Here is a 19104-nt window from a genome sequence, read left to right as displayed (position 1 = left end):
CGCCGCGCATCTACAGGCGCTTAACGATGACTTGAATCTCGGTAGTACGGATCCGCCACGATGGGCTCACCCTCCGTGTACGAATACACCTCCCGGCCGGAAATGAACACTCTCAGCGCCCGGCTCATGACGTCCAGCGGATCCCCGGACCAGATGACCACGTCGCCGTCGAGCCCCGGCCGCAGCGCGCCGACCCGGTCGTCGATGCCCATGATGCGGGCCGGGTTCACGGTGATCGACCGCAGCGCGGCGTCGCGGTCGAGCCCGTCCTTGACCGCCAGCGTGGCCTGGTGGACGAGGAAGTGGATCGGCACGACGGGATGGTCGGTGGTGATGGCCAGCTCGACCCCGGCCCGCGCCAGGATGCCGGGATTGCGGAGCGAGCGCTGCCGCAGCTCGACCTTCGACCGGCTGGTGAAGAGCGGCCCGATGATCACGGGGACGTTCCTGGCGGCCAGCGTGTCGGCCAGCAGGTGCCCTTCGGTGCCGTGGTTGATCACCAGGCGGTAGCCGAACTCGGCCGCCAGCCGCAGCGCGGTGGCGATGTCGTCGGCCCGGTGGGTGTGCTGGCACCACGGCAGCTCGCCGTCCAGCACGCGGACGAGGACCTCCAACGTGCCGTCGCGGTCGAACGGCTTGCCCTCGTCCGCCGCGGCGGCCTTCCTGGCCTTGTAGTCCTGAGCCTTCATGAACGCGTCGCGGATCACCGCCGCGACCCCTTGGCGGGTGGAGGGCAGCTTCTTCTGGTCGCCGTACACACGCTTGGGGTTCTCGCCGAGCGCGCTCTTGACGCTCACCGGCTCCTTGATCAGCATCTCGTCGACCGTCCTGCCCCAGCACTTGACCGCGACCGTCTGGCCGCCGATGGGGTTGCCCGAGCCCGGCTTGATCACCGCGGTCGTCACGCCGCCGGAGAGGGCGTCGGCGAAGGCGAGGTCGGCCGGGTTGATCGCGTCGAGTGCGCGCAGGCGGGCGCCGTTGGGGTCGGTCATCTCGTTGGTGTCGCTGCCGGCCCATCCCTCGGCCTCCTCGTGCACGCCCAGGTGGCCGTGGGCCTCGACGAAGCCGGGCAGCACCCAGCCGCCCGCGGCGTCCACGACCTCGAAGCCGTCGGGGATCCGCACGTCCGCGCCGACCTCGGCGATCCTCCCGTCCACGATGAGAACGACGCCGCCGTCGATGGGGGCACCGTCGACGCGCACGACATATCCGCCAGTAATAGCAAAATTCACGACTCGTAACTTATCGGGCAGTGGGTAGCGGACCTGAATGATCGCGGAACGATACGAGCGCTGGCTGCTCGAGATGTGGAACGGAGACTTCAAGCTCGCCCACGACCTCGTCACCCCCGGCTTCGTCGGCCACTGGCCCGGCATGGACGTGCACGGACCCGATGGGCTGGTGGAGGCGCTGCGACAAGGGCACGCGCCCTTCGACGACGTCAAGGTCACGCTGGACGTGGGCCCGATCGTGGACGGGGACCGGGTGGCGGCCCGGTGGACGTTCAGCGGCGCCTACCGGGGCGGCCTGCCCGGCGCGAGCGCCGCGGCGGGGACGCGGGTGGCCTTCAGCGGCCACGACATCCTGCGAGCCGACGGCGACAGGTTCGCCGAATACTGGGTGATCTCGGACGCCCAGACGTTCAACCAGCAGCTTGGGATAGGGTGAATTGTCCCCAACCCCGATGGAGGACGATGAGGTGCCGCAGGAAATCGAACCGGGCGCGGGTCTGAGGTCGCTGACGGACGAGGAGATGACGCTGCTGCTGGCGCAGCAGCGTTTCGGCGCGCTGGCCACCAACAAGAGCAGCGGCCACCCCCACCTGTCCACCGTCCTCTACACGTGGGACCCGGGCCAGCGCGTGGTGCGGATCTCGACCATCGCCGACCGGCTCAAAGTACGGGATCTGCACAAGGACCCGCTCTGCGCTCTCTACGTGACCAGCAACGACTTCTGGTCGTACGCCGTGGCCGAGGGCGAGGCGGAGCTGTCGCCGGTGACCACGGAGCCCGGGGACGAAGTGGGCATGGAGCTGCTCGCCATGCAGACGGGCCTGACCGACGAGGCGGCGTTCCTGCGGCAGATGGTGACCGACCGGCGGCTGGTGATCAGGCTCAGGGCGTCACGCCTGTACGGGACCGCACTCGGCCTCTAGCCCGGCTCCTGTTGTAGGCCACGGCCGCGATCACGATCAGCACGAGTCCCAGGTCGATGGCGGCCGACCAGCGCATGGCGGCGACATGCCCGCCCTCTCGCGCGACCGCGAAGAACACCGCCCCGATCACCGCCACCCCACCGGCGCCCGCGAACTGCTGCGCCGTGCTCAGCATGCCGGAGCCGATGCCGGCCTGGTGCGGCTCGACCTCCACCAGCGCCGCCCCGATGAGCTGCGGCAGGATCAGGCCGTTGCCGGCGCCGACGAGCACGAGCGCGGCCATGACGTACGGCAGCCCGAGCCCGGCCGCGGCCACCAGCAGGCCGAGCCCCAGCGCCGTGACCGTGCCGCCGATCATGATGACGATCAGCCCGTACCTCCCGACCAGCCGCGTCCCGAGCACCGAGGTGACCGAGAACAGCACCCCCATCGGCGCGAACGCCAGCCCCGCCTGGAACGCCGTCAGCCCCATCCCGCCCTGCAGCAGCAACGTCAGAGTGAACATGAACGCGGCGAAGTACGCCATGAAGGCCACGATCGACCCGACGCCCGCCAGGTAGGAGTGGACCTTGAGCAGCGCCAGGTCGAGCACCGGCTGCCCGCCGCGCGCCCCGAGCAGCCGCTGCCACCGCCAGGTCAGCGCGAACACCGGGACGCTCGCCGCCATGCTGGCCCAGGTCCAGGCGGGCCAGCCCAGGCTGTTGCCGAGGCCGAGCGGCACCAGCACCAGCCCCAGGCCGGTGGCCAGGCCCGCCGCGCCCGTCAGGTCCAGCTTCGGCCGGCGGGCCGTGTCGACCTGCGGCAGCAGCCACGCGGCCAGCGGCACGACGACCAGGCCGACGGGCAGGTTGATGAGGAAGACGATCCGCCAGCCGAGGCCGAACACGTCGGCCGTCAGCAGCAGCCCGCCCAGCACCTGCCCGGCGATCGAGCCCAGGCCGCCGACCGCGCCGTACCAGCCGACGGCCCTGCTCCGCTCCCCCGGCGGGTAGACGGCCGAGATCGTGGCCAGAACCTGCGGCACCATCGCCGCGCCCGCCAAGCCCTGCAGGAGGCGGGCGGCGACCAGCTGGGCCGGGTTCACGGCGATCCCGCACAACACCGAGGCGACGGTGAACGCGGCCACGCCCCAGATGAACAGGCGCCGGTAGCCGTAGCGGTCGCCCAACCGGCCCCCGGTGATCATGCCGGCCGCGTACGTGAAGGCGTAGCCGCCGACGATCAGCTCGAGGGCGGCGGGGCCGGTGTGCAGGTCGTGCTCGATGGAGGGGGCGGCCACGTTGACGACGAAGAAGTCGAACTGGGCCATGAACCATGCGGAGAGGAGGACGGCCAGCGCGCCAGCAGATTTCACGACATTCAGGCTAGATCGTCAACACTACGAGATCATCGCCGACTGCCCGCATCCCCATCACCTCCACCGGTGACCTGTCGCCACAGCGCAACCGCACGGCCTCTCCCCCGTGGCGCTTCCGCAAGGTCGGCTCACCCAGGATCCACCGCTACACCGCGGACATGGCCGACGCCGAATGTCAGGCCATCGAACCACTGATGCCCAGACCAAGCCGACGGATGCTGCGGCAGCATTCGCACGGGGCGCGAACTGTACCGTCCGCGCCCTCGCGCACTCCGTGCTTCAGCCGGGCTTTTTTCTAGATGGCTTTAGTAGCCGTTCTCCTCGTCCCCGTTGTCGCCGTTGTCGTAGCCGTTGTCGCCGTTCTCCTCGTCCCCGTTGTCGCCGTTGTCGTAGCCGTTGTCCCCGTTCTCCTCATCCCCGTTGTCGCCGTTGTCGTAGCCGTTGTCCCCGTTCTCCTCATCCCCGTTGTCGCCGTTGTCGTAGCCGTTGTCCCCGTTCTCCTCGTCCCCGTTCTCCTCGTCCCCGTTCTCCTCGTCCCCGTTCTCCTCGTCCCCGTTCTCCTCGTCCCCGTTCTCCTCGTCCCCGTTCTCCTCGTCCCCGTTCTCCTCGTCCCCGTTGTCGCCGTTGTCGCCGTTGTCGTAGCCGTTGTCGCCGTTCTCCTCATTCCCGTTGTCGCCGTTGTCTCCGTTGTCGTCGTAGCCGTTCTCCTCGTCGCCATTGTTTGCCTGGGCGCCACCCCACAGGATTTCCTCCCAGCTCGTTGCGTGACCTGCGGCGTAGAGGTCCAGGTGTGCCGACAGGTCTGTGACAGCTGGACGCGCTTGGGACGGGACGGCGGACGCCGCCGAGGCGAGGCCCTGAGGCGCTGTGAGGGAGGCGACGAGTGCCGCTCCCACGATGCCGAATGCGCGATATCCGGGCATGAGCTGCTCCTTCCGGAACTTATCCCAGCAAATCCGAACATACCAGGACATAACGGCGCAAATAGTTACAAAACGTATGAATTCGACTATTTCCAACCCAATGAGATTATTGGCAAGTTTGATTCGATATTTTCTTCGAATGAGTCTCGAGCTAGAGATAAGCCGCGATCAACCGTGGCGCGGCGGGGCCGCCGGAGGAGGTGAAGTGCATCAACGGTGACACGCCGGTGTCGATTGCTCATCACCTGGGCACCGCTGGTCTAGTCTTCCATCAACTATCGGTCATGCAATCTTGTCACCGTCGGTTCGTAGGCCCCTCTCCACCTGAGGAGACCCATGTTCCGATGTCTGGTGCTCGTCCTGGCCACCGCCCTGTCCGCTCTCGCAGCCCCCGCCACCGCAGCCACCGCCGCCCCGGCGGTGCTCAACGTCGCGCACCGAGGCGCGTCCGCGTACGCTCCCGAGAACACGATCGCCGCCTTCGAGCTGGCAGGCAAGCAACGGGCCGACATGTTCGAGCTCGACGTCCAGGAGACCAAGGACCACGAGCTGGTCCTCATGCACGACACCACCCTGTCCCGCACCACCAACGTGGAGCGCGTCTTCCCCGGCCTGTCGCCGTGGAACGTCGGCGACCTCACGCTCGCGCAGATCAGCAAGCTGGACGCCGGCTCCTGGCTCAGCGACGAGTACGCCGGCGAGCCGGTGCCCACGCTGGGCGAGGCGCTCCGCGCGATGAGCGGCTCCGGCATGGGCCTGCTGCTGGAGGTCAAGAAGCCGGACCTCTACCCGGGGATCGAGCAGCGCATCGCCGACGAGCTGCGCCGCCACTCGAGCTGGCTCACACCGGGGCGGCTGGTGGTGCAGTCGTTCACCTTCGAGTCGATGCGGAGGTTCCACCGGCTGCTGCCGGATGTGCCGATCGGGCTCCTCGGCACACCCTCCACCGCCGAGCTGCCCGAGCTGGCGACGTTCGCCGACCAGATCAACCCGCCGTACACCACGCTCACGGCGTCCTACGTGCGCCGCGTCCACGGCCTCGGCATGCAGGTCCTCACCTGGACGGTGGACAACCCCGACGTCATGCGCCGAATGCTGACCTACCGGGTGGATGGCATCATCACCAACAAGCCGGACGTGCTACACGAGTTGCTGGACACCTGATGTCCCGGACGGCCGACCCGCAGGGGATCGTGGCAAGCGAGCCGGGTGATGCCGTCGCTGTCGTCGAGATTGATCTCGTCACGCTACTGGCGCACCAGCCAGAACGCGACTCCCCGGCCAGTGAGTGGGGTCCGGGTCGGGGTCGACGGTCACGTACGGCGAACACCGATCGGGGCTGCTCAGTCAAGCACCGCGAGGTGGTCGGCGGCGCCCCCGCGCCACTCGATCATGAAAAGGGTGGCGTCGTCGCTGGTGCGCCGGCCCCGTTCCCCCATCAGGGTGTGGGAGAGCCGGCGCAGATCCGCCCGCACCCCCGCCGGCGGCTCTTCCCCCAGACGGTCGACGCAGCGGATGAGGCGCTCCTCACCGAACGGCTCCCCGCCGGTGACGTGCTCCTCGATGATGCCGTCGGTGTAGCACAGCACCCGGTCGCCCCGCTGGAGCAGGTGCTCTGCGATCCGGGGCTCCTCACCGCCGAAGCCGACGGGCAGCGTCGTCGCGCTCTCCAGCTTGCACAGGACCCGGCCATCGCGGATCAGCAGCGGCGCGGGGTGGCCCGCGTTGACCAGCTCCAGCTCACCAGTGGTGATGTTCAGGTGCATCAGTTGCGCCGTGACGAAGTGGTCGGGCCCGAACTGCCGGGAGACGGCATCGTCCATGAAGGTGTACTTCTCGGCCAGGCTGACGAACACGCGCCGGGCATGCCGGTAGGCGCCGATGGCGATGGTCGCCATCGAGGCGGCGTCCAGGCCATGGCCCATCGCGTCGATCACAGCCACGTGCAGGATGTCGTCGTTCAGGGCGTAGTCGAAGCTGTCGCCGGCGACGCGGTAGGCGGGCTCCAGCATGCCGGCCACCTCGACCTGCGGCACGCACATCGACAGCGGCGGCAGCAGGCTCCATTGGATCTCCGCGGACACACTCATCGGCTCCCGGCGCCGGGCCAGGAAGAACTGGTCGGTGTAGCAGTTCTTGGTGACCAGCATGTCCGCGACCAGCCCGGCGAGCCGGCGCAGCAGGCGCCGGTCGTCATCGGTGACGGCGTCCATGGTCAGCGCCATCACCCCCACCTGATCGCTTCCGTCCAGCAGGGGCAGGTACATCCGTACCCCGCGGGCCTGGGGCACCTCGACAACATCCACGCGCAGGAAGGCCCGGCCGGCGGGGGAGCCGGCGATCGGCTCGGGCTGGCCCACGTGCAGCTTCCTGCCCGGAAGCGGCACCAGCAGCTCTTGGGCGTAGTCCTGGAGCAGAATGGAGACATCACGACCGCCGATTCTGGCCACTTCCTCCGCGACCAGCGGAGCGACCAGCTGCGGCGGCAACAACCGCGCCCTGTCCAGCAGGAGGCCGAGCAGGCGCTCACCGAAACCCTCCGACCGGTCCACGATCTCCTTGCCCATGGCCGGGTTCACCCCCTCTTTCCCGCACCACGCGCCGGAGTGGCCCATGAACCATGCGCAGCCTGTCGGCCGGGCCGGGCTTCCACCCCGCCGTTGATCTCCCTGGGGTGAGATCCACGCTACGATCGCCGGCCTGCTCATCGTCATCACCGTGGCGGGTGGGCCAGGCAAAGGTCCCGCCAACGGGAAGGCGGTCCTCAGCGAGGACCGGGGCCACCGGCGGGCAAACCGAAGCAGGCGAACAGGTCGATGACCGCTTGAACAGGTATGGTGCTTTGGCTGGGGTGACGCAGGTGCCGACCCGGAAGGATGGCATAGCGGTTACGGCGGCCCTCCCGCTCCACATAGCCAGCCCCCACCAGGTCGGTCACGATGCTCTGGGCAGCTCGTTCGGTGATGCCGATGCCTTTGGCGATGTCGCGGACCCGCACTTGCGGATCAGCCGCAATGAGCAGCAGCACGCGGGCGTGGTTGGTCAGAAATGTCCAACTGGAGCGTCGATCAGCAGCGTCGCCCACGTCCGTGACCGTCCCTCGGCAAGCAGAGAAGAGCCAGAACCCCGGCACACACCTGAAGTTTATATGAGGAAAACATCTTCAGGTGATCCTCTGGAGTAACCCCCACCTACTGGCGGGTCGGTCACAGCAGCAGAGAGGCCCGGCCAAAAGGCCGGGCCTCTTCACAACCCCAGCATCAGCAAGGCCTCAGCCAAGGCGCCGAGTTCCGGTTAGACCGGAGGACTTCGGGGAGTCAGCTGCAACCGCTGGTGGAGCCGCAGCCCTCACAGACGTAGCAGCTGCCCGCGGGACGCATCTTGGTGCCGCAGGTCATGCAGAGCGGCGCGTCGGCCGTGAAGCGCTGGTGACTCTCCAGCGTCAGCTCCTGGGCCGCCGGTCCCGGGCGGGTCTCCTTCGGCTTCTCCTCGATCGGCGCCGACTGGGCCAGCGCCTCGCGGTCCACCGTCTCCTGCAACGCCGCCGGGTCCTCCCCGCGCTGCTGCGCGGCCCGCTCCGCCGCCGAGAAGATGCCCAGGGCCGCCCGCTCCTCGTAGGGCAGGTGGTCCAGGGCCAGGCGGCGGAAGATGTAGTCCATCACCGACGTGGCCATCCGGATGTCCGGGTCGTCCGTCATGCCCGCCGGCTCGAACCGCATGTTCACGAACTTGCTCATGTACGTCTCCAGCGGCACCCCGTACTGGAGTCCGATGGAGATCGCGACGGAGAACGCGTCCATGACGCCCGCCAGGGTCGAACCCTGCTTGGACATCTTGAGGAAGACCTCGCCGAGCCCGTCATCGGGGTAGGACGAAGCGGTCATGTAACCCTTGGCGCCGCCCACCGTGAAGCGGGTGGTCATGCTCGGCCGCTGGTTGGGCATGCGCCGCCGGGTCGGCCGGTTGACCTCGATGACCTTGACCTCGGGCTCCTTGGCCGCCTCTTCCTTCTTGGCGCCGTTGCCGGCCGACAGCGGCTGGCCGACTTTGCAGTTGTCGCGGTAGACGGCCAGCGCCTTGAGCCCGAGCGTCCAGCCCTCCATGTAGACCTGCTCGATGTCGTCGATCGTGGCCGACTCGGGCAGGTTGACCGTCTTGGAGATGGCGCCGGACAGGAACGGCTGCGTGGCCGCCATCATGCGGACGTGCCCCATCGGCGCGATCGCCCGCTCGCCCATCGCGCAGTCGAACACCTCGTAGTGCTCCTTGCGCAGGCCGGGCGCGTCGATGACATGGCTGTGCTCGGCGATGTACTCGACGACGGCCTCGATCTGCTCCTGCTGGTAGCCGAGCTGCTTGAGCGCCCGCGGGATCGTCTGGTTGACGATCTGCATGGAGCCGCCGCCGACGAGCTTCTTGAACTTGACCAGCGCCAGGTCCGGCTCGATGCCGGTCGTGTCGCAGTCCATCATGAGCCCGATGGTGCCGGTCGGCGCCAGGAGGCTGGCCTGGGCGTTCCGGTAGCCGTTCTTCTCGCCGAGCTTGAGGCACTCCGCCCACTGGCGCGACGCCTCGGCGTGGATCTTGGCGTCCATCGAGCCGATCGTGCGCATGGAGTCGTTCGCCGCCGAGTGCTTGCGCATGACGCGCTTGTGCGGCTCGGCGTTCCTGGCATAACCGTCGTACGGTCCCACGACGCCCGCCAGCTCGGCGCTGCGGCGGTAGGACACACCGGTCATCAGCGACGTGATCGCCCCCGCCACGGCACGGCCGCCGTCGGAGTCGTAGGCGTGGCCGGTCGCCATCAGCAGCGCGCCCAGGTTGGCGTAGCCGATGCCGAGCTGCCGGTACGCCCGCGTGGTCTCGCCGATCTTCTCGGTCGGGAAGTCGGCGAACGTGATCGAGATGTCCATCGCGGTGATGATCAGCTCGGTCAGCTTGACGAAGTCGGCGACGTTGAAGGAGTTGTCGTCCTTCAGGAACTTCAGCAGGTTGATGCTGGCCAGGTTGCAGGAGGAGTTGTCCAGGTGGACGTATTCGCTGCACGGGTTGCTGGCGGTGATCCGCCCCGTTTCCGGGGTGGTGTGCCAGTCGTTGATCGTGTCGTCGTACTGCAGACCCGGGTCGGCGCACTCCCAGGCCGCCTTGGCCATCTTGCGGAACAGGTCCTGGGCGTCGACCGTCTCGATCACCTCGCCGGTGAGGCGAGCGCGCAGGCCGAACTTCTCGCCCTTCTCGACGGCCCGCATGAACTCATCCGAGACGCGCACCGAGTTGTTGGCGTTCTGGTATTGGACGGAGACGATGTCCTTGCCGCCCAGGTCCATGTCGAAACCGGCGTCCCGCAGCGCGCGGATCTTGTCCTCCTCGCGCGCCTTGGTCTCGATGAACTCCTCGATGTCGGGGTGATCGACATCGAGCACGACCATCTTGGCCGCCCGGCGGGTGGCGCCACCGGACTTGATCGTCCCCGCGGACGCGTCGGCGCCGCGCATGAAGCTCACCGGCCCGCTCGCGGTGCCGCCGCTCGACAGCAACTCCTTCGAGGAACGGATCCGGGACAGGTTGACCCCCGACCCCGAGCCGCCCTTGAAGATCACACCCTCTTCCTTGTACCACTCCAGGATCGACTCCATCTGGTCGTCCACGGAGAGGATGAAACAAGCGCTTACTTGCTGGGGTGACTGGGTGCCCACGTTGAACCACACCGGCGAGTTGAACGCGAACACCTGGTGCGCCAGCGCGTGCTTCAGCTCGTGATCGAAGATCTCGGCGTCCTCGTCACTGGCGAAATAGCCGTGCTCGATCCCGGTGCGCGTGTAGACGCCGACGACCCTGTCGATCAGCTGCTTCAGACTCCACTCACGCTGCGGGGTGCCCACGGCGCCCCGGAAGTATTTGGTCGTCACGATGTTGGCCGCATTGACCGACCAGGACTCGGGGAACTCGACGCCCCGCTGCTCGAAGTTGACCGAGCCGTCGCGCCAGTTGGTCATGACGACATCGCGGCGTTCCCACTGGATCTCGTCATACGGGTGCACGCCGGGCTTGGTGAAGATCCGCTTCATCTTCAGCCCCTTACGCGGACGCTTGCCCCCGCGCGCTACTGAACCGCTGGCCGTCTCCGTCATGACTCCCCCTTCTCCACCTTCAACTGTTTGATCTCGGCCTCGAAGTCCGCCAGGCTCTCGAAACCGCGATACACCGATGCGAAACGCAGGTAGGCCACCTCGTCGAGCTCCCGCAGCGGGCCCAGGATCGCCAGGCCCACCTCGTTGGAGGGAAGCTCGGCCGCGCCCTTGGCCCTGATGGCCTCTTCCACCCGCTGCCCGAGCTGCGCCAGTGAGTCCTCGCTGACCGGTCTTCCCTGGCAGGCCCGCCGTACGCCCGCGACGACCTTGTCCCGCGAGAACGGCTCCGTCACTCCACTGCGCTTGCTCACCATGAGCAGCACGGTCTCCTGCGTGGTGAACCGGCGCCCGCACTCCGGACAGGTGCGCCGGCGCCTGATGGCCGCGCCGTCGTCCGTCGAGCGGCTGTCGATGACCCTGGTGTCAGGGTGGCGACAGAACGGACAGTGCACGCTTCGCCTCCTCGACCTGCGGCCACCACACACGCAAAAGGGTTGTGACGGGACGCTCACGCACACTCCACGGCTGGCCATGGAGCGGTCACGGAAACACAAGGTGTGGTGAACTACATCGGTGTAACTACTAGATGTTGTGGTCCAACCGTAGAAGCGCGCGACCATGAACGCAAGTTGGGCGGGCCCATCCGGCTGAAGTCGCTGATCAGCCCACGGTCATCTGGAGCCTCGGGCGTGTCGGCCTTCCCGGATGGCAGGATGGAGGCGCGGCCGTGTCACATGTATTGCTAACGGTCACGGGCGTGAACAAACCTCACAACGCTACCGCAGGCCACTTGCTGTTCGATCCATCCCTCAGACACCGCGCCGCAGCGTCTCCACGCCGCCCTCCTTGGGCGTTGTCACCTCACGAGACGACACCCTCGACGTTGCCACTCGCACGACGTCGTAGCCCCCATGACGTCGTCACTCCCACGACGTCGTCGGGATCCGCGCCGATCAGCGCACCACTCCGGCGATGTCCCTCGGGACATAGCCGATCAGCGCACCACTCCGGCGATGTCCCTCGGGACATAGAGGCGCGTGCCGGGATGGATGATCGAGTCGGGGAGCCCGTTCAGGCGCTTGATCTCCGCGACCACGGCTCCGGGATCCTCGCCTCCGGAGAGCACGTCGGCGATGGCCCAGAGCGTGTCCCCCTGGCGCACCTCCACCCACGGCAGCCCGGCCGTGCTGGGAACGACGACCTTCACCGCCGCATGGCTGACGGCACGTGTGCCGAGCCAGAACCCGCCCAGGGACAGTAACGCAACCGCCACCACCAGCACGGCCCGCCCTCGGCGCGTCAGCCGCACCGGCGGCGCGGCGCGACGCTCAAGCCGCGACGCCGCGCGACGATCACGCCGCACACCGGCCCTGCGCTTCCACCGGCGATCAGCGCCCTTCGCGCCGCCTCCCCGCCGGCGACGCGACCCAGCCGTTCCCGGCCCGACCCCCGACGCCGCCTTGGCCCGCACCCTGCCCGCGGCCGACCCGCCACGCTTCTTGCCCACCCCGGGCCCACCACGCTCCACACCACGACCGATCCCAGTACGAGTCCCGGCTCCCCCGCTGCCCGCGGCACCGCCCAGCCTCGCCCCAGCCCCGCTGCCGCCTGGAGTGCCGCCCAGCCTCGCCCCAGCCCCGCTGCCGCCCGGAGTGCCGCCTAGCCTCGCGCCAGTCCCAGCGCCGCTGCCGCCGACAATGCCGCCTAGCGTCGTGCCAGTCCCAGCGTCACTCAGCCGCGCATCAGCCCCAACGCTGCCGCTGCCCGCGGCGCCACCCGGCCTCGCACCCGTCTCAGCGCCGCCGCTGCCCGCAACGCCGCCCAGTCTCGCGCCAGTCCCAACGCTGCCCCGCCTCGTACCAGCCCCAGCCCCGCCGCTGCCCGCACTGCCGCCCTGCCTCGCAACGGTCCCAGCGCCGCCGCTTTCCGCGACCCCGGCCAATCTCGCCACAGCCCCAGCACTGCCGCTCCCCGCGGCACCGCTTAGTCTCGTGCCTGTCGCCTGTCTTCCGCGGCCCGTGCCACCGCCTGGCCCCGCATTCGCCCCGAGCCTGCCGCGCCCCGCGGCAGCGCCGGGGCTCCCGCCGGTTCCAGGCCCTCCCCGACCCGTACCGGCTCCGTGCCCTCGGCGACCCTGGCCGCCCGACGCGGGCGTGTCGTCCGCGTTCGTCCCGGAATGCGGCGGTGGGACGAGGCGCAGGCGAGGCCTCCCCTGACCCCGGGCCGCCGCCGCGTCCGGCGAGGGCCCTCCGCGCCTTGCCCCGTCACTCGAACGGAGCCCCAACCTCTTACCGGAATTTCCACGGGAAGCGATCTCGGTCCGCGTATTGTCTCCCCGTCGGTCCTTACTCTGCGTAGCATCGGCAATGAGGGTGAGCCGCTTGGCGTCTTCGCTGGTCGTGTTCGTGTTTGTGGTCGTTCGCATGGATGACCTCCTGCCGTGTGGCCTGAGGAAAAGGCCGAATAAAGATCAGCAAATCGAACACGGTGTCGATCGAACTCCCGTACGATGTTGTACACCACACTGGCGACAATTTCGAGGAAGACTCGAACAATTGTTTGAAGATGATCTTCAACAGCGATAACGTCGCTGTGTGCGACATCGAGACCACAGAACGGCAGGTCCGCCGGTGAGGCGGGCGGCCGGGCGAGGAGGCAGGGCATGACCGAGCGGGATGACGCAAACGGGGTCAGCGACCTCGCGGTGCGCAGACGCGACTCTCTGGGCCTGACGCCCAGGCAGCGCAAGATCCTCGAAGTGATTCGCGACTCGGTGCAACAGCGCGGCTATCCGCCCTCCATGCGGGAAATCGGCGAAGCGGTGCAGCTGACGAGCACGTCCAGCGTGTCCCATCAGCTGACGGCGCTGCAGCGCAAGGGTTACCTCAGACGCGACCCGCACCGGCCGCGCGCCCTTGAGGTGCGCCTGCCGGGCGAGCCGGTGTTGTGGGTGGACCCGGACGCTGCGGATGACGAGTCGACGATCAGCCGTCCCACGGCTGCCTACGTCCCGCTCGTCGGCCGCATCGCCGCCGGTGGTCCGATCCTGGCCGAGGAGAGCGTCGAGGACGTCTTCGCGCTGCCCAAGCAGCTCGTCGGCGAAGGCACGCTGTTCCTCCTTCAGGTCGCCGGTGACTCCATGATCGAGGCCGCCATCGCCGACGGCGACTGGGTGGTCGTCCGCCAGCAGCCGGTGGCGGAGAGCGGCGACATCGTGGCCGCCATGATCGAAGGCGAGGCCACCGTCAAGACCTTCAAGCGCAAGGACGGCCATGTCTGGCTCGTCCCGCACAACACCAATTACGAGCCCATCCCCGGTGACGAGGCCACCGTCCTGGGCAAGGTCGTAGCGGTCCTGCGCCGGCTCTGACCAGGTCGGCGGCTTGGGCGCGCGTCACCTCGCCGCGCCGCGTTCCGGCGCGCGCCACAACATGCACTGACGGGGCACGGCACCGCACCGCCGACCTCGCCGGCTCGCTCCGCGGCGCGCGCGACTCGGAGCGCAGCACACGAACCGTCGTGTGGCACGCGAACCATCACACGGGACACGAGTCGTCGCGCACGGCGACGCGTCGGAGGCCACATGCGCGCACGGGCCCCCGACGTCAGCCCCACGGCCCCAAGGCGGGCGTCACTCCAGGATGAAGCTGGCGCTGTCCCGGAAGGCGCTGGTCCCGTCGTTCCGCTCGAGCCACACCTGACCGCCCCGATGTCGCACGAAATACCCGGGGAAGTTCACCGACTCCAACGAGACCGTGCCCGAGCCCGCGAGCCCGCCCCGCCGGTGGAAACTGGCGTCGGCGTTGAACAGGCTCGTGCCGTCGCGCCGCTCCACCCACGCCTCATGGTTGCGATGCCGCAGGTAATACCCGGGAAAGTTGGTCGACTCCAGCGACACCGTCCCCGTCCCGGACAGCCCCGTGACGATCCTGAACTGGGAGTCCGCCAGCGGCGTGACGTTCGCCTCCAGGCGGGCCCTGTAGTCGTAGTGCCTGATCGCCGATCCCGGCGTGTCGTACGACATGAGCCGCACCGGCGTCGCCCCATCCGGCACGGGGATGCCGAAGTCCGGGGTGCCGTCCGCCCGCCAGTACACCTTCTGTACGCGGGTCCGCCGGTTGGGATCGTTCAGGGGATCGCCTGAAATATCGCGATAGTTGCGATCATGGTAGACGAGGATGTCGCTCTGCCCGTCTTCCGACGTGGTGAAGGAGTTGTGGCCGGGACCGTACTGGCTGGTCGCGGCGCTGGAGGCGAAGACGGGATTGGAGCTCTTCGTCCAGGCGGACGCCTGGAGCGGGTCCGCCGACGCCGAGGCCGTCAGCAGGCCGAGGCAGTAGTTGGCGTCCGTGGCGCTGGCGGAGTAGGTGAGGAAGAGCCGCCCGTTGCGCTGCAGCACCGAGGGCCCCTCGGCCACCTTGTAGCCCCGGGTCTCCCAGGCCAGCGTGGGCACGGTCAGCCGGGTCGTGGGACCGGTGATCGTCCAAGGGTTGGCGCCCATGCGGGCGATGTAGAGGTTGGAGTTGGTCGCGATGCCCGGCTCCTGCTGTGCCCAGAGCAGGTAACGCACGCCGTTCGCGACGAAGGTGGTGGCGTCCAGGGAGAAGGTGTCCCAGGGGGTGGCGATCCGGCCCCGCTCGGTCCAGGCGCCGGTCAGCGGGTTGGCGCTGGAGCTCTCCAGGACGTACATCCGGATCCGCCACACGTCGTCGGCCCGGCCCGCCGCGAAGTACACATACCACTTGCCGTTGATGAAGTGGATCTCCGGCGCCCAGATGTGCGCGCCCATCTCGCCGGTGGCGTGCTTGCGCCAGATGACCGTCTCCGGCGCACTCGCCAGACCCTGGATGGTGGTGGCCCGGCGCAGCACGATGCGGTCGTACTCGGGGACGGTCGCGGTGAAATAGTAGTAGCCGTCGGTGTGGCGGAAGATGTGCGGGTCGGCGCGCTGGGCGGCCAGTGGGTTGCTGTACTGGACGGCGGGCGAGGCGCCCGCCGGCGTCACGTTGACGATCACGGCGAGGAGCGTAGCCAGGACGAGGGCGGCGACCCTGCGGAGGGTGGCGTTCATGACAGCGGCGAGGTGACGGTGTAGGAGGCGTCGCCGGCGAACACCGAGCCGGACGCCCACAGGTCCAGCCGCATCTCGTAGTTGTAGTGCCGCAGGTAGCGGCCGGGCAGGTTGTAGGACTCGAACGAGATCGTGCCCCCGCCCGCCAGTCCGGCCCGCCCGCAGTACGTGGCGTCGCTCTTGAAGATCGCCGACCCGTCGTCCCGTTGCAGGGTCAGCCGCATGTTGTAATGCCGCAGGTAGTAGCCGGGCTGGTTGACGGCCTGGAAGGAGTAGCAGCCGGCATGCGCCAGCCCGGCGACGACGGCGAACGTGGCGTCCCTGCGGTCGGCGAGCGGACTGGCGGAGTTGAGCGGGTCCACGTAGGCCAGGTAGTCGCGGTGGCGTACGTACCGGTCGGGGAAGTTGGCCGAGCGCAGCGAGCGGTTGCCGGTGGGCACCGCGGTCGTGTCGCCGACGTCCTCCCGCAGCACGGTGAAGTGCCTGGCGGTGCCGGACAGGCCGGCCAGCTCGACCCTGGCGCCGAACGAGGTCAGGTTCGAGCTGTCGGCGTAGTAGTAGCGACCGCCGGTGTAGTTGTCGAAGTAGATCCGCCACCGGCCGTCCGGCAGCCGCGTCAGCGCCGGGCCCTCCAGGCCCGAGCCCCAGCCGGCCCAGTTCCCGGTGCCGGTGAACTGCCAGGGGCCGTTGAGCGAGGTGGCGGTGGCGTGCTCGATGTACTTGGTCGTCTCGTTCTTGAGGAAGTTGTGGTACGTGGAGCCCACCTTGACGACGAAGCTGTCGATGTAGTTCGCCGGAATGCCCAGGGGCGTCGGGGCGCTCCACGACGACAAGGCGCTGTTCGTGGCAGTGATCCGGTAGGGCCGGAATTGCCCTGCCGTGCCCGTCGTCGACGCCGAGTAGATCACGTGGACGCTGCCGTCGGAGTCCCTGAACCACTCCGGCGCCCAGGTACTGCCGGTGGCGCCGTTCAGGCCGACGGTGACGTTGCGGAGAAAGGTCCAGGTCACGGAGTCGGCGCTGCGGGCGAAGCCGATGGTGTCGCCGGTCCAGTTGGTGGTGTAGACGAGGTAGTAGTAGCCGTCGGTGTGCCGCAGCACGCTCGGGTCGCGGATCAGGCCGGACGGCGGGGTGTAGGCGTTGGCGCGGACGAGCGAGAAGGTGGTGGCGTTCGCCGAGTCGTAGACGTACATGTTGGACTCGCTGCTGTTGGTGAACGCGGTCATCAGGTAGTGCGGCGCCGGCCCGGCGGCGTGGGCCGCCCCGGGTGCGAACACGACGGCCGCGATGGCGGCGAGCAGCGCGACGACGCCGGTTAACGCCTTTCGAGTGACTCCACGTGTACGCATCCGCGGCCCCTCTGTGATGTTAGCGCTAACATTTCACCACGCCGACGAGGGCGCGGTGATCGCATTCGTACCCCAGGGCCGATCCGCCGTCAATCCCCAGCGGTGTACAGGTCGTGCGCGGCCTTGATCGCCTGGTCCGCGAAGTCGAGCACGTCATGCCGCCGTTCGAACGGGGAGCCGTACAGCGAGCGCCGGGGTGTGCCGAAGTGCTCACCCAGCCCCGAGACCAAGCACCCGAGCGAGGGCTCCGCGGTGTCGTCCGCCCGCAGCCGCAGCGCCTCGTCGATCACGCGGTGCCAGCGCTCGGGGAACGTTTTCCGCGCATGCCGCGCCGCGCCCGTCTTGGACGTGAGCTCGCCCGTCGCGAGCGTGTAGTGCAGCCGGGAGACGCCCGTGACGATCCACACGGTGGCGTACGGGCCCAGCGATGCCAGCCCCCACGGCGAAAACAGGTGGGAAGCCCGGGTCACCAGGCGCCGCCAGTAGCGGTCGAGGTTGGCGTCGGTCCAGGCGGCGAGGACGGCAGGATCGGTCCAGATGTCGAGCTCCCCCGCCTTGGGACCGCGGCAGGTCACCCCGTGGCGGGCCAGCGTATGCCAGGTGACCGGGTTGAGGCCGCCCTGGGGGTTGAGCTTGCCGGCGTGGGCCTGCGGGCGCGCCCCGAGGTCCAAGGGGTTGCGGCGCAGGTCGTCCCAGGTCACGTAGACGCCTTCGAACGGGTGGGCGCCGAGGCTGGTGTGGATGCGCTCCAGCGTCTCGATCGGCGGCCCGGCGGCCGTGACCGCGACGAAGTCCACGTCGCTCGTGGCCGGCCGGTAGTCATCCAGCGCCGCCGACCCCTCGAGGTAGAGCCCTTCGATGAGCCCGGGAGCCGCCGCGTCGGCCACTGACAGGTATGTCTCGACAATCGCGTCGATCTTCGGGTGGGGCGTCATCACCGCTCAGCCTGCCACAATCGACGCCGCCGCCTCATCACAATCTAAATCCTAGAATGTCCAGGTGAATACCGCATACCGCCTAGACGACCTCAAGGCACGAAATGATGGATTTAAGTGGGCGAAGGCGGGTCCGGGGATCATTCCCGCCTGGATAGCCGACATGGACCTGCCCACCGCGCCCGAGGTCATCGAGGCGCTGCGCCGGCGGGCCGGCACCGACCTCGGCTACCCGGCCTGGCTGGACAAGCCCAACGCGGGGCCGCTGGCCGAGGCGTTCGCCGAGCGCATGGCGGGCCGGTACGGCTGGTCGCCCGACCCGTCGCAGGTACGTTCGTTCAACGACCTCAACCAGGCACTCCAGGTCCTGCTCCACGTCTGGACCAAGCCCGGCGACGGGGTGGCCGTGCACACTCCCGCCTACCATCCGTTCCTCACGACGCTGCAGGTCATGGACCGCCCCTTGCACGCCATCCAGGCCGAGCCCGACGGCGATTCGTGGCGCTTCGAGGTGCCCGACCTGTCGGGCTGCCGGGTGCTGCTCTTGGTCAACCCGCACAATCCGACCGGCCGGGTGTTCACTCGCGAGGAGCTGACCCACCTGGCCGAGCAGGCCGAACGCCACGATCTGCTCGTGATCGCGGACGAGATCCACGCCGACCTGACCTTCGAGCCGCACCGGCACATCCCGTTCGCCACGATCCTCCCCGAACGCACCGTCACCCTCACGTCCGCGACGAAGGCGTTCAACCTGGGCGGCATCCGCCTCTCGGTCGCCCACCTCGGGCACCAGGGGGTCCGCAAAGCCCTGGAGGCGCAGCCGCCCTTCCTGTACGGCTCCGCCAACCTGTTCGGGGTCGAGGCGACGGTGGCGGCGTGGCGGCACGGCGACGCCTGGTTGGACGGGGTTCGCCTCCTGCTGGATCGTCACCGGCACACGATCGCCGCCCGCCTGCCCGCCACCTTCGGCTATCGGATTCCCCAGGCGACGTATCTGGCGTGGCTGCATGTGGGGCGGACGGGGATGGCGGAGGTCATCGAACGGGAGGCCAAGGTGCTGCTGACGGACGGGGCGGGCTTCGGGCCCGGTGGGGCGGAGTACGTCCGCCTGAACTTCGCCACCAGCGAGCCCGTCCTCGCCGAGATCCTCAACCGCCTGTCCCGCCTCCGCTGACCCTCACCC

Annotated in this window: 16 protein-coding genes; 5 read left to right on the top strand and 11 right to left on the bottom strand. The window is 68.7% G+C overall.

All coding sequences use genetic code 11. From position 1 onward, the window contains the following. Window positions 1–20: 20 nt before the first annotated feature. Complete coding sequence (locus tag OHA25_RS26910; RefSeq protein ID WP_327590244.1) at window positions 21–1232, bottom strand: amidohydrolase; 1212 nt, start codon at window positions 1230–1232, stop codon at window positions 21–23. 37 nt (window positions 1233–1269) lie between these two features. On the opposite strand from OHA25_RS26910, the gene OHA25_RS26905 reads away from it, so the two are divergent. Together OHA25_RS26905 and OHA25_RS26900 are read left to right on the top strand one after the other, a co-directional pair. Next, on the top strand, window positions 1270–1668 hold the full coding sequence (locus tag OHA25_RS26905) for an ester cyclase (RefSeq protein ID WP_327590243.1): 399 nt from the start codon (window positions 1270–1272) through the stop codon (window positions 1666–1668). Between the two features lie 16 nt (window positions 1669–1684). Continuing rightward, window positions 1685–2155, top strand: coding sequence for a TIGR03618 family F420-dependent PPOX class oxidoreductase (locus OHA25_RS26900; RefSeq protein WP_305922539.1), 471 nt, complete (start codon window positions 1685–1687; stop codon window positions 2153–2155). On the opposite strand, the gene OHA25_RS26895 is transcribed toward OHA25_RS26900, so the two are convergent. Both OHA25_RS26895 and OHA25_RS26890 read right to left on the bottom strand, forming a co-directional pair. After that, window positions 2115–3509, bottom strand: coding sequence for an MFS transporter (locus tag OHA25_RS26895; protein ID WP_327590242.1), 1395 nt, complete (start codon window positions 3507–3509; stop codon window positions 2115–2117). The two genes, OHA25_RS26900 and OHA25_RS26895, sit on opposite strands and share 41 nt — an antisense overlap. Before the next feature lie 308 nt (window positions 3510–3817). Continuing rightward, entirely contained in the window at window positions 3818–4435 is a 618-nt protein-coding gene (locus OHA25_RS26890) for a hypothetical protein (protein ID WP_327590241.1), read from the bottom strand. Between the two features lie 336 nt (window positions 4436–4771). Here OHA25_RS26890 and OHA25_RS26885 point away from each other — a divergent pair, with 336 nt between their 5' ends. Further along, on the top strand, window positions 4772–5599 hold the full coding sequence (locus OHA25_RS26885) for a glycerophosphodiester phosphodiesterase (RefSeq protein WP_327590240.1): 828 nt from the start codon (window positions 4772–4774) through the stop codon (window positions 5597–5599). Window positions 5600–5778: 179 nt separating this feature from the next. Here OHA25_RS26885 and OHA25_RS26880 read toward each other — a convergent pair whose 3' ends face one another. The 5 genes from OHA25_RS26880 to OHA25_RS26860 form a co-directional block, all read right to left on the bottom strand. Then, on the bottom strand, window positions 5779–7014 hold the full coding sequence (locus OHA25_RS26880) for a PP2C family protein-serine/threonine phosphatase (protein WP_327590239.1): 1236 nt from the start codon (window positions 7012–7014) through the stop codon (window positions 5779–5781). 185 nt (window positions 7015–7199) lie between these two features. Further along, the gene (locus OHA25_RS26875; protein ID WP_327590238.1) at window positions 7200–7520 is read right to left on the bottom strand and encodes a helix-turn-helix transcriptional regulator; all 321 of its coding nucleotides are present in this window, start codon (window positions 7518–7520) and stop codon (window positions 7200–7202) included. 232 nt (window positions 7521–7752) lie between these two features. After that, the gene (locus OHA25_RS26870) at window positions 7753–10566 is read right to left on the bottom strand and encodes a vitamin B12-dependent ribonucleotide reductase (protein ID WP_327590237.1); all 2814 of its coding nucleotides are present in this window, start codon (window positions 10564–10566) and stop codon (window positions 7753–7755) included. Then, window positions 10563–11018 (bottom strand): transcriptional regulator NrdR, encoded by a 456-nt coding sequence (gene nrdR / locus OHA25_RS26865; protein ID WP_327590236.1) that lies wholly within the window; start codon window positions 11016–11018, stop codon window positions 10563–10565. The genes OHA25_RS26870 and nrdR overlap by 4 nt, the downstream gene beginning before the upstream one ends. Before the next feature lie 542 nt (window positions 11019–11560). Continuing rightward, window positions 11561–12073 carry a LysM peptidoglycan-binding domain-containing protein gene (locus OHA25_RS26860; protein ID WP_327590235.1) on the bottom strand — a complete coding sequence of 171 codons (513 nt, stop codon included), beginning with the start codon at window positions 12071–12073 and terminating at the stop codon, window positions 11561–11563. A 1155-nt stretch (window positions 12074–13228) separates the two neighbouring features. On the opposite strand from OHA25_RS26860, the gene lexA reads away from it, so the two are divergent. Beyond that, a complete protein-coding gene (lexA, locus tag OHA25_RS26855) occupies window positions 13229–13936 on the top strand; it encodes a transcriptional repressor LexA (protein WP_327590234.1) in 708 nt (235 codons plus the stop codon). Window positions 13937–14197: 261 nt separating this feature from the next. Here lexA and OHA25_RS26850 read toward each other — a convergent pair whose 3' ends face one another. From OHA25_RS26850 to OHA25_RS26840, 3 genes are all read right to left on the bottom strand, one after another. After that, window positions 14198–15637: a family 43 glycosylhydrolase gene (locus OHA25_RS26850; protein WP_327590233.1), complete on the bottom strand. Its 1440-nt coding sequence runs from the start codon at window positions 15635–15637 to the stop codon at window positions 14198–14200. Further along, the gene (locus OHA25_RS26845) at window positions 15634–16986 is read right to left on the bottom strand and encodes a glycoside hydrolase family 43 protein (protein WP_327590232.1); all 1353 of its coding nucleotides are present in this window, start codon (window positions 16984–16986) and stop codon (window positions 15634–15636) included. The genes OHA25_RS26850 and OHA25_RS26845 overlap by 4 nt, the downstream gene beginning before the upstream one ends. Before the next feature lie 89 nt (window positions 16987–17075). Further along, window positions 17076–17921 carry an aminoglycoside adenylyltransferase domain-containing protein gene (locus OHA25_RS26840; protein ID WP_327590231.1) on the bottom strand — a complete coding sequence of 282 codons (846 nt, stop codon included), beginning with the start codon at window positions 17919–17921 and terminating at the stop codon, window positions 17076–17078. A 163-nt stretch (window positions 17922–18084) separates the two neighbouring features. Between OHA25_RS26840 and OHA25_RS26835 the strand changes: the two genes are divergently transcribed. Continuing rightward, window positions 18085–19095 (top strand): MalY/PatB family protein, encoded by a 1011-nt coding sequence (locus tag OHA25_RS26835; RefSeq protein ID WP_327590230.1) that lies wholly within the window; start codon window positions 18085–18087, stop codon window positions 19093–19095. Window positions 19096–19104 lie beyond the last annotated feature (9 nt).

The organism is Nonomuraea sp. NBC_00507 (assembly GCF_036013525.1).
Classification (GTDB): domain Bacteria; phylum Actinomycetota; class Actinomycetes; order Streptosporangiales; family Streptosporangiaceae; genus Nonomuraea.
Note: the sequence above shows the minus strand (reverse complement) of the source record. Positions and strands in the feature narration are given on the sequence as shown.

What these genes read in the sequence shown, in the direction of transcription:
- OHA25_RS26905 (WP_327590243.1), top strand. Translation starts at nt 1,270, where the DNA reads ATGATCGCGGAACGATACGAGCGCTGGCTGCTCGAGATGTGGAACGGA.
- OHA25_RS26900 (WP_305922539.1), top strand. Translation starts at nt 1,685, where the DNA reads ATGGAGGACGATGAGGTGCCGCAGGAAATCGAACCGGGCGCGGGTCTG.
- OHA25_RS26890 (WP_327590241.1), bottom strand. Translation starts at nt 4,435, where the DNA reads ATGCCCGGATATCGCGCATTCGGCATCGTGGGAGCGGCACTCGTCGCC.
- OHA25_RS26885 (WP_327590240.1), top strand. Translation starts at nt 4,772, where the DNA reads ATGTTCCGATGTCTGGTGCTCGTCCTGGCCACCGCCCTGTCCGCTCTC.
- OHA25_RS26870 (WP_327590237.1), bottom strand. Translation starts at nt 10,566, where the DNA reads ATGACGGAGACGGCCAGCGGTTCAGTAGCGCGCGGGGGCAAGCGTCCG.
- lexA (WP_327590234.1), top strand. Translation starts at nt 13,229, where the DNA reads ATGACCGAGCGGGATGACGCAAACGGGGTCAGCGACCTCGCGGTGCGC.
- OHA25_RS26850 (WP_327590233.1), bottom strand. Translation starts at nt 15,637, where the DNA reads ATGAACGCCACCCTCCGCAGGGTCGCCGCCCTCGTCCTGGCTACGCTC.
- OHA25_RS26845 (WP_327590232.1), bottom strand. Translation starts at nt 16,986, where the DNA reads ATGCGTACACGTGGAGTCACTCGAAAGGCGTTAACCGGCGTCGTCGCG.
- OHA25_RS26840 (WP_327590231.1), bottom strand. Translation starts at nt 17,921, where the DNA reads ATGACGCCCCACCCGAAGATCGACGCGATTGTCGAGACATACCTGTCA.
- OHA25_RS26835 (WP_327590230.1), top strand. Translation starts at nt 18,085, where the DNA reads ATGGACCTGCCCACCGCGCCCGAGGTCATCGAGGCGCTGCGCCGGCGG.